At 39.2% G+C, this 17050-nt stretch carries 14 protein-coding genes; 3 read left to right on the top strand and 11 right to left on the bottom strand.

The features are described from left to right. Window positions 1–183 precede the first annotated feature (183 nt). The 6 genes from clpX to ACFILH_RS04400 form a co-directional block, all read right to left on the bottom strand. On the bottom strand, window positions 184–1458 hold the full coding sequence (clpX, locus tag ACFILH_RS04425; protein WP_273723371.1) for an ATP-dependent Clp protease ATP-binding subunit ClpX: 1275 nt from the start codon (window positions 1456–1458) through the stop codon (window positions 184–186). A 183-nt stretch (window positions 1459–1641) separates the two neighbouring features. After that, a complete protein-coding gene (gene clpP / locus ACFILH_RS04420) occupies window positions 1642–2274 on the bottom strand; it encodes an ATP-dependent Clp endopeptidase proteolytic subunit ClpP (RefSeq protein WP_273791156.1) in 633 nt (210 codons plus the stop codon). 146 nt (window positions 2275–2420) lie between these two features. Further along, window positions 2421–3230 carry a hypothetical protein gene (locus ACFILH_RS04415; RefSeq protein WP_375643072.1) on the bottom strand — a complete coding sequence of 270 codons (810 nt, stop codon included), beginning with the start codon at window positions 3228–3230 and terminating at the stop codon, window positions 2421–2423. Between the two features lie 10 nt (window positions 3231–3240). After that, window positions 3241–4617: a Trk system potassium transporter TrkA gene (gene trkA / locus ACFILH_RS04410; RefSeq protein ID WP_273791154.1), complete on the bottom strand. Its 1377-nt coding sequence runs from the start codon at window positions 4615–4617 to the stop codon at window positions 3241–3243. 3 nt (window positions 4618–4620) lie between these two features. Then, window positions 4621–5979: a sigma-54 dependent transcriptional regulator gene (locus ACFILH_RS04405; protein ID WP_273791153.1), complete on the bottom strand. Its 1359-nt coding sequence runs from the start codon at window positions 5977–5979 to the stop codon at window positions 4621–4623. Between the two features lies 1 nt (window position 5980). Beyond that, window positions 5981–8248: a PAS domain-containing sensor histidine kinase gene (locus tag ACFILH_RS04400; RefSeq protein WP_273791152.1), complete on the bottom strand. Its 2268-nt coding sequence runs from the start codon at window positions 8246–8248 to the stop codon at window positions 5981–5983. Window positions 8249–8421: 173 nt separating this feature from the next. On the opposite strand from ACFILH_RS04400, the gene rirA reads away from it, so the two are divergent. From rirA to ACFILH_RS04385, 3 genes are read left to right on the top strand one after another with little or no spacing between them, the layout of a single operon-like run. Further along, on the top strand, window positions 8422–8865 hold the full coding sequence (rirA, locus tag ACFILH_RS04395) for an iron-responsive transcriptional regulator RirA (protein WP_273791151.1): 444 nt from the start codon (window positions 8422–8424) through the stop codon (window positions 8863–8865). A 24-nt stretch (window positions 8866–8889) separates the two neighbouring features. After that, window positions 8890–10080 (top strand): bifunctional 2-C-methyl-D-erythritol 4-phosphate cytidylyltransferase/2-C-methyl-D-erythritol 2,4-cyclodiphosphate synthase, encoded by a 1191-nt coding sequence (locus tag ACFILH_RS04390; RefSeq protein ID WP_273791165.1) that lies wholly within the window; start codon window positions 8890–8892, stop codon window positions 10078–10080. Then, window positions 10077–10565, top strand: coding sequence for a CinA family protein (locus tag ACFILH_RS04385; protein WP_375631353.1), 489 nt, complete (start codon window positions 10077–10079; stop codon window positions 10563–10565). Before ACFILH_RS04390 ends, ACFILH_RS04385 begins: the two co-directional genes overlap by 4 nt. A 577-nt stretch (window positions 10566–11142) precedes the next feature. Here ACFILH_RS04385 and ACFILH_RS04380 read toward each other — a convergent pair. The 5 genes from ACFILH_RS04380 to ACFILH_RS04360 form a co-directional block, all read right to left on the bottom strand. Continuing rightward, a complete protein-coding gene (locus tag ACFILH_RS04380) occupies window positions 11143–11604 on the bottom strand; it encodes a type II toxin-antitoxin system RatA family toxin (protein WP_273791149.1) in 462 nt (153 codons plus the stop codon). A 2-nt stretch (window positions 11605–11606) separates the two neighbouring features. Further along, window positions 11607–12569, bottom strand: a complete 963-nt coding sequence (gene lipA / locus ACFILH_RS04375; protein WP_375631354.1) for a lipoyl synthase — start codon at window positions 12567–12569, stop codon at window positions 11607–11609. A gap of 67 nt (window positions 12570–12636) precedes the next feature. Then, window positions 12637–14097, bottom strand: a complete 1461-nt coding sequence (gene lpdA / locus ACFILH_RS04370) for a dihydrolipoyl dehydrogenase (RefSeq protein ID WP_375643074.1) — start codon at window positions 14095–14097, stop codon at window positions 12637–12639. A gap of 213 nt (window positions 14098–14310) precedes the next feature. Continuing rightward, window positions 14311–15654, bottom strand: a complete 1344-nt coding sequence (locus ACFILH_RS04365) for a pyruvate dehydrogenase complex dihydrolipoamide acetyltransferase (protein ID WP_273791146.1) — start codon at window positions 15652–15654, stop codon at window positions 14311–14313. A 14-nt stretch (window positions 15655–15668) separates the two neighbouring features. Beyond that, the gene (locus tag ACFILH_RS04360; RefSeq protein ID WP_375631357.1) at window positions 15669–17036 is read right to left on the bottom strand and encodes a pyruvate dehydrogenase complex E1 component subunit beta; all 1368 of its coding nucleotides are present in this window, start codon (window positions 17034–17036) and stop codon (window positions 15669–15671) included. Between the last annotated feature and the right edge of the window lie 14 nt (window positions 17037–17050).

The following is a 17050-nucleotide window of genomic DNA, read 5'->3' as shown; positions in this document are numbered from 1 at the left end:
AACTCTCCTTTCTGGAGCCTATGAGCTATCTACAACAACCAGCCCACCTTTAGAAAACCTCAGCTCTTCACTGTACATGAAGTGGTAATTACTCATACATAAATCAAGCATTATAATGATATTATTAGAAACACCCATCAAATACCATTCATTACCACCTTTTATATTGTGCATCGCACAATGTCATGCTGATACATTTTCTTTATCTTCTGCACGTTCTGAGTAAATATAAAGAGGACGCGCTTTCCCATCAACGACATCACTCGAAATAACCACTTTTTGAACGCCTTCAAGAGCCGGTAGCTCAAACATCGTCTCAAGAAGGATCTTCTCCATAATTGAACGCAAACCACGAGCACCAGTTTTACGTTCAATTGCTTTCTTTGCAATAACACGTAAAGCATCTTCATGAAATGCTAACTCGACATTCTCCATTTCAAAAAGACGCTGATATTGCTTTACTAATGCATTTTTAGGTTGTGATAAAATTTGCATGAGGGCGTTAACATCTAAATCCTCTAAGGTAGCGACTATAGGAAGGCGTCCAATAAATTCTGGTATTAAACCAAATTTTATAAGATCTTCAGGCTCTAAATCACGAAAAATTTCACCGACACAACGCTCATCAGGAGCCTTAACGGTCGCAGAAAAACCAATAGAAGTTTTTTCACCACGCCCTGAAATAATCCGTTCTAAACCTGCAAAAGCTCCCCCACAAATGAATAAGATGTTTGTGGTGTCAACCTGAAGAAACTCTTGTTGCGGATGCTTACGTCCACCTTGAGGAGGAACAGAAGCAATCGTTCCTTCCATAATTTTTAATAACGCTTGCTGAACTCCTTCCCCCGAAACATCTCTTGTAATAGAAGGATTATCTGCTTTACGAGAAATCTTATCAACCTCATCGATATAAACAATACCACGCTGTGCACGTTCAACATTATAATCTGCTGCTTGAAGGAGCTTAAGAATAATATTTTCAACATCTTCCCCCACATAACCTGCTTCAGTCAAAGTGGTCGCATCCGCCATCGTAAAAGGTACATCAATAATACGTGCTAATGTTTGTGCGAGATAAGTTTTACCGCAGCCCGTTGGACCAACAAGAAGAATATTTGATTTTGCCAACTCAATATCATTGCTTTTAGACTGATGCGCCAACCGTTTATAATGATTATGCACAGCAACAGAAAGAACACGCTTCGCATGCTGCTGACCAATAACATAATCATCAAGAACTGTTATAATTTCCTGTGGCGTGGGAACACCATCACGCACCTTAACCCCAGAAGACTTATTTTCTTCCCGAATAATATCCATGCAAAGCTCTACACATTCATCACAGATAAATACAGTAGGCCCCGCAATGAGCTTACGCACCTCATGCTGACTCTTGCCGCAGAACGAGCAATAGAGAGTATTTTTTGATTCGTTCCCGCTATTGCTAATTTTGCTCATTTTTCTTTCCTTTCACCACGATATATGAATACTTTGCCTTTTCAAAGGAAGCTTTTCATCATGAAAACTAAAAGACATATAGAAAACCATGCATGTCTCAATATTTTTAGGTGTTTCTCTTATTTTGCGATATTTTTTATAAAACTCTTTGATTTAAAGTAGCTGTTTTTTCTATAAAAATTCTTAATCTTTTTCTTCTTTTTCAGTTTCTGCACGATATTGTATAACATCATCAACTAAGCCAAACGCTTTGGCTTCTTCTGCTGTCATAAAATGATCGCGATCGAGAGTTTTCTCTATAACCTCATAATCTTGACCCGTATGTTGGACATAAATTTCATTTAAACGCCGTTTCATCTTTATAATATCTTGCGCATGTCGCTCAATATCTGAAGCTTGACCTTGAAAACCTCCAGATGGTTGATGCACCATAATACGTGCGTTTGGCAATGTAAAACGATGACCTTTTGCTCCAGCTGTTAACAATAAAGACCCCATAGATGCCGCTTGCCCCATGCAAAGCGTAGAAACAGGAGGGCGAATAAACTGCATAGTATCATAAATAGCCATACCAGATGTTACGACACCACCTGGAGAATTAATATAAAGACTAATTTCTTTTTTAGGATTTTCCGCTTCTAAGAAAAGCAATTGTGCACAAACAAGCATTGCCATACCATCTTCAACAGGACCATTAATAAAAATAATCCGCTCCTTTAAAAGACGGGAAAAAATATCATAGGCCCGCTCACCACGATTGGTTTGTTCAATAACCATAGGAACAAGGCTTAATGCTGTTTTCATTGGATCACTCATATTTTTACTTTCCGTTCATATAACAACCGCTCTTTACACATTCAATGTTTTTATCCATATGCTAACATTACTCTCTTGTGCAAGCTACAATCAAGAGATGTATAAGATAGATTAAAATCTCAATAGTTAAAATAGCAATAATAACTCTACCTAAACAAATGATGAACATCAGGAATGCGAGATACCGCCCAATGGTAAAAACTTCCTTCCTGAGGTCTTTTCGTGGTCTTTGTCTTTCTGTGAATATGAAAGCCTATCAAGCGTGAATCTGTAAGCGGCTTTACGCCAAAAGCTGGTTCAAAAATACGTTCAGTTTTTCGCCCAGTCCAATAATAAAAAGTTTCCTTTTCCCTTGCTTCATGAAAAAAACCATATCGTTTTGCTAATCGTGAAATACCATCATTGCCAAATATTGTAACGCCAAGATTTCCCGGTAAAATCGGCATTTTTTTCCTCTTTAACCAGAACGGTCTCCAAACACGACGCTTAAACCCAAGCCAATGAGGAATAATTTCTGTGCCTGCCCAATAATCTTCAAATATTTTTATAACAGGGTTATTGGGCGGAAAATAAAGTGCAGAAACTCCTACTCTTGTATTATTTTCTCTTGCCAACCAAACCTTATCGGCATCTGGATGAAATTGTTTAACAAGGTAAACATCTGTATCTAACCAAACACCTTGTTGATATTTCATCAGCATAACACGAAAAAAATCCGAGAACTGAACAATTGTACACCCTAGTTTATCATCAGAAAAATCGGGATCAAGGCGATAAATTGCTGAGCGTGGTAAAATTGATTCGGCTTCATGCAGCTCAACACCAGCAGGGAGATTATCTATTTTTTTATCATAACTAAAAAGCTTAACGCGCTGTCCAGTTTTAACCATTGAAGACAAACAAAGCCTATCCACCAATCTTAATTGTCCACTATACCAAAAAGTACAAATATCCATAGATAATACATCAAAAATATTCTAAACTTACGCGAAAGAGTTGTTCAACATCACGAACTCTATCAGCAAGAGCAAAAATCACTATTCTATCACCAGACAAAATACGCGTATCTGCCGAAAGCTGTATTATTGTCTTATTGCGATAAATTGCACCAATTCTCAAACCATCTGATAAATTGAGCTCTGATAATGACTTACCAACTAATGAAGATGTTTGCATCACTTCAGCTTCAATAATTTCTGCTCGGCCATTAAAAACTGAATGAACAGAACGAATACGCCCACGGCGCATTTGTTGCAAAATTCTCGATATTGTAACGCTATGGGGATTAAGATATGCATCCACACCAACAGCACGACTAAATTCTTGATAGGCAACATTATTAATCAATACCATATTGGCTTTGCAGCCCAATCTTTTAGCAATAATAGCGCTTAAGAGATTAACCTGATCTTGATTGGTCAATGTAATCATTAAATCGGACTGATCAATTCCCGCATCTTGAAGAATCACTGGATCTAACACGTTACCGTATAAGACTGTCGTTTTTTCAAGCTGATCAGCAATTGTAAGAGCTCTTTCTCTATGCGATTCTATAATCTTCAATTTTAATTTATGGAAACGCTTTTCAATCGCCTGTGCAACATAAAGGCCAATGTGACCACCCCCTGCAATAATCATGCGGTGTGCATCTTGTTCTTTATGACCAAAAAGCCCAACAGCACGACGCATCTGTTCACGAGAAACAACAAGATAGGTTATATCACCAACGCGTAATTGCGTTTCTGAATGTGCAACCAATAATTCCGCGCCACGTTTAATAGCGGTAACCGTCGTATGAAGATCTGGAAAAAGCTCTGTTAATTGACGCAAAGGTGTATTAATAACTGGACAATCTTCCATACATTCCAAGGCTAGCGCAACAATATCATCATTACAAAAATAAAGAACATCTATTGCACCAGGTAAAGCAATACGGCGCAAAACCATTTCCCCAACTTCAACTTCTGGCGAAATAACCACATCAATGGGAATATTCTCTCTGGAAAAAAGCGTCTTATAACGTGGCTCTAAATAAGATTGTGAGCGAATACGAGCAATTTTTGTGGGCACATTAAATAATGAATGTGCTACTTGGCAAGCTACCATATTGACTTCATCAAACAAAGTAACAGCAATCAACATATCAGCTTTGTCTGCATCCGCTGCCAAAAGAACTTCAGGCCGTGAACCGTGACCAACAAAACCTCTCACATCCAATGTATCGCGAATCTTTTCAATTAATCTCGTTTCGATATCAATAACAGTAACATCATGATTTTCAGCAGCAAGACGCTCTGCTATCCCATAACCAACCTGTCCTGCTCCACAAATAATAACACGCATCGCTTAAGAAACTCCAAGCGCTTTAAGTTTACGGTGCAAAGCTGAACGCTCCATGCCTATAAATTCAGCAGTACGTGATATATTTCCACCCAAACGCCCAATCTGCGCCACTAAATATCTCTTTTCAAACAATTCTCGAGCTTCACGTAACGGCAAATCCATTATACTTTCATCTGAATCCATTTGAAGGCGTGGCAAAGAATCACTTACTTCACTGGGAAGAAAGTCCGCTGTTATAGGACCATCACCATCCCGCACAAGAATAAGAAGACGCTCAATATTATTACGTAATTGCCGCACATTACCCGGCCAAGCGTGCGTTTGCAAAATAGCAATCACATCATCACTGATTGCACGCGGTTTAATCCCAACCTGCTGTGATATTGTTTTTACAAAATGATGTACAAGTTCTGGAATATCTTCACGACGCGCTGAAAGGGGCGGAACAACAATAGGAACAACGGAAAGACGGTGAAAAAGATCCTCCCTAAAGCGCCCATCAGAAATGAGGTTTTCAAGATTTTGCGCTGTCGAAGAAATGATACGGACATCCACCTTAACACGTTTTGTGCCGCCAATTCTTTCAAATGTTTGCCCCGTTAAAACCCGAAGAATCTTCCCTTGAGTCTCACGTGGCATGTCAGCAATTTCATCAAGATATAATATACCGCCATGAGCTTCCTCTAAGGCACCGATTTTACGCTCTCTTCCCTCCATTTCGCTGCCAAACAGCTCTATTTCCATTCTTTCCGGAGTAATCGTTGCAGCATTTATTGTAACAAATGGCCCATTCGAACGCGTTGAGAGCGCATGAATAGTTCGTGCAACAGTCTCTTTTCCTGCCCCTGAAGGACCTGTTATCATGATGCGACTATTGGTTGGTGCTACTTTTTCTATGATTTGACGCAAATTTTTTATAACTGTCGATTTTCCGAGCAACTCTAATGTCTCGTTCGAACGCTTTCGTAATTCTAAAAGCTCACGTTTTAAATTTGAATTTTCAAGTGTTCTCTCTGCAACCAATACAAGTCTATCAGCTTTAAAAGGTTTTTCAATGAAATCATATGCCCCTCGCTTTATAGCGGAAACAGCCGTCTCAATATTACCATGACCAGAGATCATAACGACCGGAAGAGCCGGATATTGTGTTTTAATTTCATCAAGCAGTGCTAAACCATCGAGACGACTACCCTGTAGCCAAATATCCAAAAAAATGAGCTTTGGAATACGCTCACTAATTTGAGCCAATGCTTCATCAGAGTTACAAGCAACGCGCGTTTCATAACCTTCATCCTCTAAAATACCAGCAACAAGCTCACGAATATCTGCTTCATCATCAACAATCAAGATATCTGATACCATACTATTCCCCTATCTTATGATTTATGGCTTGTATAATATTACCCTGCTTACCCCCATCCGCAGGAAATATCAAACGGATCATCGCACCACGACCTTCATAAAAACTCTCCGGTGCATCATGAAGCTCCATGAAACCACCGTGATCTTCAATAACTTTGCGCACAATGGCTAACCCCAGTCCTGTTCCTTTTTCCCGCGTTGTTATATAGGGTTCTAATAACTTTTGTCTTTGCTCTTTAGGAAGTCCTTTCCCGTTATCAACAACATCCACAACCACCCATTCTTTCTGTCGATAAGAACGGACAAGAATATGACCGTGAATATTTTCCTCTCGCATAACTGAATCTATGGATTCGCTCGCGTTTTTGATAACATTGCAGAAAGCCTGTACAATGAGACGGTTATCAAATGCACCCATAAGTGGTAGAGTTCCTAAATCTTGCTCAAAATGAATATCATGTCGCGTCACCTCTATCAAGAAACATGCTTCGCGCAACAATTCTCGTATATCTAAAATATGCATTTTGGGTTTGGGCATACGTGCAAAAGAGGAAAACTCATCAACCATACGCCCAATATCTCCAACCTGCCGAATAATCGTGTCAATACACCGCTCAAAAACCTCTCTATCTTGTGTAATAGCTTTGTTATAACGTTTACGAATGCGTTCAGCGGATAACTGAATAGGTGTAAGAGGATTTTTAATTTCGTGCGCAATACGCCGCGCAATATCCGCCCACGCCGCTGTACGTTGCGCTGCAACAAGGTCAGTAATATCATCAATTGTTAGAACCCAAGATTGCCCCTGTCCATCATCCTCCTCCATCGTAACTTGAACATTACAGACACGCTCTTTTCCTGCAACGTTTAAAGTGACCTGTTCACGATGGTTTTTACGATCTAATGAACGCACAAACTGAAAAACCTGCCAAATTTCAGCGCTTAAAGATAAAAGACTTTGTCCAACAACGTGCTCAGAGCGAATATCAAACATCGCTTCAATAGACCGATTGATAATGGTGATATCACCATTATCATCTATACCTGCTACTCCCGCTGTTACACCCGATAACACAGCTTCAGAAAAACGCCGTCTTTCATCAATTTGATCACGCACTGCAATCAACTCATTACGCCGACTTTTCAATTCACTGACCATGTAATTAAAAGTTTTGGATAATTGCCCAATATCTCCATCTTTTGCTCGTACTGGCACGAAAATTTCCATATTTCCAGAAGCAACATCATCGGCAGCACTAATGAGAAGACGAATAGGACGCACTAAACGATCAGCAACAGCAATAGCAGCCCAAATAGCTGATAAGAATAAACTAAAAAAAAGACACAAATAAAGCATACCAAATGCAATCTGTGTCAGCAGGCGATTTTCATTTAAATCACGATAGCGATCTGTATTAACTTCTGTCAAACGCAAAGCAGATAAAACACCTTTATCAACGTCACGCACCAAATATAAAAATGTGTTTGGAATGTTGGTAAATTTTAAAATAATACCAAAATAATCATGAACGCCTGGTTGAAAAGAAAAAGGTCTCGCACTGGTTGCACGTTCAATAAGATGAGAAGGAGGAATTGGCAGTTTATCTTCATCACCAAGAGCACTCGATACAAAAATAGCTCCGCTAGAACTTAACAAAAATGCACCACGCAAATTGCGTCCTATAGCATGACGCGTCAATTGCATCCTATATTCAGCTGGATTACGTTCTAAGAGTTTTTTGTTATCAAGTGCAAATGCCATCGCGTAGGATAAATTTTTTAAATTTTGAAGCATTTCATCTGCATAAGCATTTGCTAAATCAATAGAAGAGCCCACAATTTGCCGCGTTGTTGTATCAAACCATCGATCAAGTCCCAAATTTAGTGCTGGACCCGATACAAGAGCTACAGCAACAGCTGGCATTGTCGCAACAAGTGCAAACAATGAAATAAGACGCACATGAAGACGCGATCCTGCACGCCTTGAACGCCAAGCACGAATGATCGGAATCATCTCATAAAAAACGATGACAATAAGCCCTAAAACCCAAAAACTATTAATCCCTATAAGAATAAGGGTTACTGTTCTACTGGGAACAACAGGAGTTAATCCAATAAGAATAATAAACGAAACAGAGGCCGTAAGTAAAGCCAATACAATAATTGTAATCCCTAAAAAAATATATACCTTACTTAAACGATACAACTCATCGTTATAAGTATTTTTATCTATGTCTTGAAGATTCGTCACAGATGTTATATTCGTCATGAGCTTACATACCCTTATCCCATTATTCTCATATAACCTTTTGTAGCAAAAATTGACAATACTAATACTACATTTAAAATAGGGCAAATATAGTCAATGAGGAAAAGCTTCTATATTTTGCAAAATATCTTTAAAATAGACTGTGTTCGACGATACTTTACGAAGGAAATGAGATGCGATTAACAAAACAAACAAATTATGCTCTTCGAATGCTCATGTATTGTGCAGATAATCAGGGAACTCTCAGTCGTGTTCCAGAAATTGCTAAAGCATATGCCGTTTCAGAACTTTTTTTATTTAAAATCCTTCAGCTGCTTGTTCAAGCAGGTTTTATACAAACAGTGCGTGGACGCAATGGTGGAGTTAGATTGGCTAAACCCGCAGCAGAGATTTCAGTCGCTGATGTTGTGAAAGTAACAGAAGACAACTTTTCCCTAGCAGAATGTTTCGATACTGCAGAACCAACTTGCCCCTTGTTTGATTTTTGTGGTTTAAATACCGCACTTCAAAAAGCATTAAATGCTTTTTTTGAGGTGTTGTCCATGATATCCCTTGCTGATCTACAACAACCATCCTTTCAAAATCATTTTAAAATTAATGACAAAAAAGAAAACTAAGATTATAATACAAGGAGATTAAGTATTTCTATTGCAGCAATAATATTAGCCGCTGGACGGGGTGAAAGAGCAGGATCTCCCTATAAAATTCCAAAACAATATCGGCTTCTAGGACAAAAGCCGATTATTTATCATACCGTGCATTGTTTTTTGCAGCATCCAGCTATCACAACAATTATCCTTGTTATTCATCCAGAAGATCGTCAAATCTGTGAACAAGCTATTGGCGATTTTAAAGAGCGCCTTATTATCGTTGAAGGAGGCAATACACGTCAAATCTCTACCTTACATGGACTTCAGGCACTTAAAAAATTTTCCCCCCAATATGTGCATATTCATGATGGTGCACGCCCTTTTATTGAAAACAAGCTTTTTAATAACATTCACAACACTATCACGCCTCAAGAAGGTGTTCTTCCTGTTCTGCCCATCTCTGATACCCTTAAACGTATAAATAATCAGCATGTTTTAGAAACAATTCCCCGTACCCATCTTTATAGTGCACAAACTCCACAGTGTTTTCCCTTTGAACATATCTTAGCGGCCCATAAACAAGCAAAACAAGCTTGCAAACAAGAATTCACTGACGATTCTGCAATTGCCGAATGGTTTGGAATTCCTATGCGTACCGTTCCTGGGGATCCTAACAACATAAAAATTACATGGCATGAAGATTTTAATACTGCACATTTATATCTCCAAAAGAAAATGCAAATGTTTCCTGATATCCGTACTGGCAATGGTTATGATGTTCACTCTTTTGAAGATGGTGATTTTCTTATATTATGTGGTATAAAAATCCCTTTTCATAAAAAATTAAATGGACACTCCGATGCGGATGTTGCTCTTCATGCATTAACAGATGCCCTTCTTGCAACTCAAGGTGCTGGAGATATCGGTACACATTTTCCTCCCTCTGATCCTCAATGGAAAAATGTATCATCAGAAATTTTTCTCCGTCATGCTCTCGATATTATAAAACAAGCAGATGGTCGTATCGCCAATGTTGATATCACAATTATCGCTGAAAATCCTAAAATTGGTCCCTATCGTCATGCTATGACAGAAAATCTTATGACAATACTTGCAATGACACCTGATCGAATCTCTATCAAAGCAACAACAAATGAAAAGCTTGGATTTATTGGTCGTGGTGAGGGAATTGCTGCTCTTGCAACAGCGAGCGTTCTTTATTCAGGAGAAATTCCCCAATGACATATCTTTGTGAAAAACAAGCACATGAAGTCCTTAATACCTTTCGCCAAAAAGGTTTACTGTTAACAACTGTAGAGTCTTGTACAGGGGGACTCATTGCTGCAAGCCTCACAAATATTGCAGGATCGTCAGATGTTCTCGACTGTGGATTTGTTGTTTATTCAAATGAATCCAAAACACGCCTTGTTGGCGTTTGTGCTGAACTTATAAGAACCTATGGTGCCGTTTCAAAAGAAGTTGCTCTTGCAATGGCGGAGGGTGGATTAAAACATTCACAAGCTGACATTGCAGTTTCTGTAACAGGGATTGCTGGTCCAGGAGGTGCAAGTCTTGATAAACCTGTAGGACTTGTGCATTGCGCAGTAGCTTATAAAAATCACCCCCCCCTGCACAAAGAAATGCACTTTGCTCATCTTAATCGCAATGCTATCCGCCATGCAACTGTTGAAAATGTTTTTAAAATGATTCTGGAATTACTTCACTGAATTCCCCATACTAATTTCAAAATTCTCTATTCCACATTGAGTCTATAGTCGCCCACACCTTGAAAATGAAAGACCTGAATAGCGTAAAGTTATCTCACTTCAGCCCTGTGTAGGTTGAATTAATCAAATTTATTCACTTGCACGCCACAAGAGAAAAAAACTGTAGTAAATAAAATGATTAAAGAAAGGGACACTTGTACCTCTCTCTCAAGTGCTAAGAGCTGGCGCAACATCTTGAGAGATGGCAAATAAATGGTGCAGGCTGACTTGTTCATAAACGTACAGATGTGGAGTTTATATGCTTTTACGAAGGATCTATACTATTTATTATGAGCACTATTATGAAATGGGTATGACGCAAGCATGTTCTATTTGGGCGTTCTGTTTAACGGATATGTATCCATTAAAAAAGAGAGAAACAAAAGAGTGAAGCTGTACATCATCTTCATCATTTAAAATGATGTTCCTTCAATATGCTTTTGAAAGCTGAATTAAAAACAAATAGTAAAGATGGAAACCGGTTTTCACCTTCACGCTGTTATAAGCAATACGTATTGTTAAAAAATAACAGAATAGACTATGTTACCGTAGAGCCATAAATCTGATGCGCACGCTTCTCAAAAGCCTCGGTAAATTTACGAAACGCAATATCAAACATTGAGCCCATCACTAATCCAAGCGTTTTACTTTTAAATTCATAATCAATAAAAAACTCTACATTACATGCATTGGTATTTTCAATATCATGAAAGGCCCAACGATTTTCAAGATATTTGAATGGACCATCAATATATTTAACTTCTATAAGACTTTTTTCCGGCTGAAGAAATACTTGAGTCGTAAAAGTTTCACGAATAATCTTATAGCCAACGGTCATATCCGCAAGAAGCAATATTTTTTTTCCATATTCTTTTCGAGAACGTATTATTAAAGACTCACACATTGGTAAAAATTCAGGATAACGCTCAATATCTGAAACCAGATCAAACATTTCACTGGCACTATGGGTGATCTGCCGATGTATTGTAAAAATCGGCATAATTATCTCTGTAAGGAAAATTTTTCATCACGCGCTTTTTGCAAAATGGCAAAATCATCTCCAGCGTGATGAGATGAACGCGTCAGAGGATTGGAAGCCATATGTAAAAATCCTTTTACTTTACCAATCTTGGCAAAAGACTCAAATTCTTCAGGAGGCACAAAACGAATAACTGGATGATGTTTTCGTGTAGGCTGCAAATATTGTCCAATTGTCATAAAGTCAACATCAGCAGCGCGCAAATCATCCATCAATTGCAAAATCTCATTTCGCTCCTCCCCAAGGCCAACCATAATTCCCGATTTTGTAAAAATTGTTGGATCAAGTTCTTTAACGCGTTGTAATAAACGAATTGAATGAAAATAACGCGCCCCTGGACGGACCTTCAAATATTTAGAAGGAACTGTTTCTAAGTTATGATTAAAAACATCAGGCTTAGCAGCAACAACAACTTCTAAAGCGCCATCCTTATGACGAAAATCAGGTGTAAGAACTTCAATTGTTGTTTTAGGAGTTTTTTGACGAATCGCATAAATAACTTTTGCAAAATGCTCAGCACCACCATCAGCAAGATCATCACGATCAACAGATGTAATGACAACATGTTTTAATTCCATCCGTGCAACAGCATCGGCGACACGTTCTGGCTCATTATCATCAACGGCAAGTGGAATACCTGTTGCAACGTTACAAAAAGCACAAGCACGCGTACATATTTCACCTAAAATCATAAAGCTAGCATGCCTCTGGCTCCAACATTCGCCAATATTAGGGCAACCAGCTTCTTCGCATACAGTCACTAACTTATGCGTACGTACAATACCATGTGTTTCCTTATAAATTGGTGATGTTGGCGCTTTTACACGAATCCAATCTGGCTTTTTTTGAACGCTTGTATCAGGACGATGTGCCTTTTCAGGATGACGCAAACGTCTATTTGTAACTCTATCAACAACCGTAACCATTTAAGCCTTTGCCTTATAAATACGAAGTAACAATCAAAAATATAAAATTTTTCATACAATCCAGTCATCAAGCGTTTAAAACTTGACCATAAGCATCTAATACACTTTCTTTCATCATTTCCGATAAGGTCGGATGTGGAAAGACAGTATGCATTAATTCTTCTTCTGTTGTTTCAAGATTCATAGCAATAACAAAGCCCTGTATCAATTCTGTTACCTCAGCCCCTACCATATGGGCCCCGAGAAGCTGTCCTGTTTTTTTATCAAAAATCGTTTTTACTAACCCCTGATCTTCACCCAAAGCAATCGCCTTACCATTCGCAGCAAAAGAATAACGACCAATACGTATATCATAACCTGCTTCTTTTGCAGCCGCTTCTGAAAGCCCTACAGAAGCAACCTGTGGTGTACAATATGTACACCCTGGAATTTTTCTTTTATCAAGCGGATGAGCACTCTTCAAACCTGCAAGATGCTCAATACATATCACTCCTTCTTCTTCTGCTTTATGGGCCAACATAGGAGGACCTGCTACATCACCAATAGCATAAATGCCTTCCACCCCCGTCCAACTCCATTCATCAGTTACAATGCACCCGCGATCGGTTTTTATTCCCAAAGATTCTAAACCAAGATTCTCAATATTACCTTGCACCCCTACAGCGGAAATTAACCGGTCAACAGTTATTGTCTCTATTTTACCTTGAACATCAATATGTACAGTCACAGAATCGGAAGACTTTTCAACCTTTGTTACTTTTGCTTGACGAAGAATGCGTAAACCTCTTTTCTCTAACTGTTTACGAGCAAACGTTGAAATTTCAATATCTTCAGCAGGCATGATATGAGGCATCATTTCAACAACAGTTACTGTCGCCCCCATATCACGATAAAAAGAGGCAAATTCAATGCCAATAGCCCCAGACCCTATAACCAAAAGCGATTTTGGCATTGCTGGCGGTATCATAGCTTCAAAATAAGTCCAAATGAGTTTTCCATCTGGTTCAATACCAGGAAGAACACGAGGACGTGCGCCCGTTGCAATAATGATATGCTTTGCTTGATAAGTTCCCTCCCCTAACGTTCCTTTAGGGACTGGATTTTGCGGTTGCATAATCGGTTTTGAGGATGAAGAAACCATAATTTCCGCAGGATGGCTTCCCTTTGCTTCTTTAGTAAGCTTTGCTTCACCCCAAATAATATCAATTTTGTTTTTTTTCATTAGAAAATCAACACCAGCATTTAAACGTGCTGAAACACCGCGTGAACGTGCCACAACATCTTTGATGTTTGCCTCAATTGAACCATTAATTTTTAGTCCATAATTTTTCGCATGTTCAGCAAAATGTTTCATTTCCGCTGAACGTAGAAGGGTCTTTGTGGGAATACATCCCCAATTTAAACAGATCCCTCCCAAATGTTCACGTTCAACAATCGCAGTCTTAAAGCCACATTGTGCTGCACGAATTGCGGTTACATATCCGCCTGGACCTGATCCAATCACAATTACATCATAAAGATTTGCCACAGTAATTCCTCCATGGATATATATAAAACGGATATGCACTTTTTGAACTTAAGTCTGCAAAATAACATGACAGAATCATCTTATGTCTTTTGCTTACGTAAATGCTTTACCCAAACCAGAAATAGCAATAACATTGCTCTTCAAACTCGTTAAATTTGCTTTTATTCTCTTAATACACTCTCTCACAATTTACGTGAAGAACTGTTAAACAGTTCAAACCAACATTGCTAATGGATTTTCAATCATCTTCTTAAAAGTCCGCGCGATCTCTGCTGCTAAAGCACCATCGACAGCACGATGATCAGCAGAAATCGTAACTGACATAACTGTCGCAACGACTAATGCATCATTTTTAACAACGGCACGCTGCTCCCCTGCACCAATCGCAAAAATCGTCGCATGCGGTGGATTAAGAATAGCAGAAAAACTTTTTATACCATACATCCCCATATTTGATACAGCTGTTGTTCCACCCTGATATTCTTCCATTTTTAACTTGCCCTCGCGCGCACGCTTTGCAAAATCCTTCATCTCTTTGGAAATAAGTGATAACGGCTTTTCCTCTGCATGGCGAATAATCGGTGTAATTAATCCATTGGGAATAGAAACAGCAACCCCAACATCACAATGTTTATGATGAATCATCCCACCTTCAAGCCAAGAGACATTCGCATCAGGAACCGCTTTCAAAGAAAGTGCGACAGCTTTGATCACCATGTCATTAACAGAAAGCTTATAAGTAGGCTGAGTTTCTTCCTGCCTTTTAACCATTGGTGCAGCAGCATTCAGTTGTGTACGCAGTGCTAATAGCGCATCAAGTTCACAATCTACCGTTACATAGAAATGTGGGACTTTCTGTTTTGATTCCACCAAACGTGTCGCGATTGTTTTACGCATATTATTATGGGGAACGAAGCTATATTCATCCTCTTTGAAGAGTTTCAATATCTGTTTGTCTGAAGCACCTGTAGCTGTTAGCTCCCCTATCTGTGATGAATAAGACACTTTAGAAATATCGCTGCTCACAGCTTTTTCCACATCGCGCTTAATAATACGCCCATGCGGACCACTTCCAGAAATAAGGGATAAATCAAGACCTGCCTGAGATGCTAATCGCCGCGCTAAGGGAGAGGCAAAAAGACGAGCTTCTTTTTTATCTTGCTGTATTAATTGCCCAGTTGATGATTCATGAGACATTTTTATTCCCTTTGAGTCCGTCTGTTTCAGAGAATCTGTCTGTTTTATGCCCTCTGATTCTTGTCTTGTAGAAGAAGAGATTTCTTCTGTAACTTTTGCAGCTTCAGCTAAATCTTCACCTTCTTCTGCTAAAACAACAATTAAAGCATTTACTTTAACGCCTTGTGTTCCAGCAGGAACAACAATTTTAGCAACCCTACCTTCATCAACGGCTTCGACTTCCATTGTCGCTTTATCCGTCTCAATTTCAGCAATAACATCACCAGAGGAAACCTTATCTCCCTCCTTAATATTCCATTTTGTTAAATTTCCCTCTTCCATCGTAGGGGAAAGCGCTGGCATTGTAATTTTAATGGGCATTATGCTTTCCTCCGTTATGCTCTGTATGTCACAGCCTGAACTGCCTCAATAATTTCAGCAGTATTAGGCAAAGCCAACTTCTCAAGATTAGCGGCATAAGGCATCGGAACATCTTTGCCAGAAATCGTAGCAATTGGCGCATCAAGATAGTCAAAAGCCTGCTGCATAACACGCGTTGCTATTTCAGTTCCCACGGATGACTGAGGAAATCCCTCTTCAATTGTTACCAAACGACCTGTTTTTTTAACTGACGAAAGAATTGTTGGAAGATCCATAGGGCGAATGGTTCGTAAATCAATCAATTCAACATCAATACCAAGTTTTTCAATTTCTGGTAACGCTTGAACAGCATAATGCATCCCAATTCCACATGCAACAATCGTCACATCTTGTCCAGACTTATGAATACGCGCCTTACCAATAGGCAAAAGAAAGTCATCCAGTTGAGGAACATCAAATTGATGCCCATACAAAATCTCATTTTCAAGGAAAATAACAGGATTATCATCACGAATAGCAGCTTTCAGCAAACCTTTTGCATCTGCAGCACTATAAGGCATGACAACTTTCAGACCTGGTACATGACTATACCATGCAGCATAGCATTGAGAATGTTGAGCACCAACACGGGCAGCCGCACCATTGGGACCTCGGAAAACCATAGGAGCGGTCATTTGTCCACCAGACATATAACGTGTTTTGGCTGCTGAGTTAATAATTTGGTCCATCGCCTGCATCGCAAAATTAAAGGTCATAAACTCGACAATAGGACGTAACCCACCAAAAGCAGCCCCAACAGCCAGCCCAGCAAAGCCGTGCTCTGTAATTGGGGTATCAATAACTCGGCGTTCCCCGAACTCTTCCAACAAACCCTGACTAACCTTATAGGCACCTTGATATTGCGCGACTTCTTCCCCCATAAGAAAAACTGTTTCATCACGCCGCATTTCTTCAGCCAAAGCCTGATTAAGCGCTTCACGAACTGTCATTGTAACCATTTGTGTTCCCGCTGGAATATCAAAATTAAGAGATGTATCAAAAGTAGGAGCAGCCTGCGGAACTGACAAAGGTAGAGAAAGAGCAGATTCCTTAGGTTTTTGTGCTATATCAGTAGGTTGCGAAATATCCTCAGCACGCTCACCTTCTTCTAACAAAATTGCAATAACAGTGTTAACCCTTACGCCTTCTGAACCTTCAGGCACAAAAATTTTACCAAGAGTACCTTCATCAACGGCCTCTACTTCCATTGTAGCCTTATCCGTTTCAATTTCAGCAATAACATCGCCAGAGCTAACCTTATCACCTTCTTTCTTGAGCCATTTAGACAGTTTACCTTCTTCCATAGTTGGTGAAAGCGCCGGCATCAAAATATCAATAGACATACTTGCTTCCCTCG

The sequence above is a fragment of the Bartonella sp. CL435QHHD genome, assembly GCF_042195095.1.
GTDB lineage: Bacteria > Pseudomonadota > Alphaproteobacteria > Rhizobiales > Rhizobiaceae > Bartonella.
Note: the sequence above shows the minus strand (reverse complement) of the source record. Positions and strands in the feature narration are given on the sequence as shown.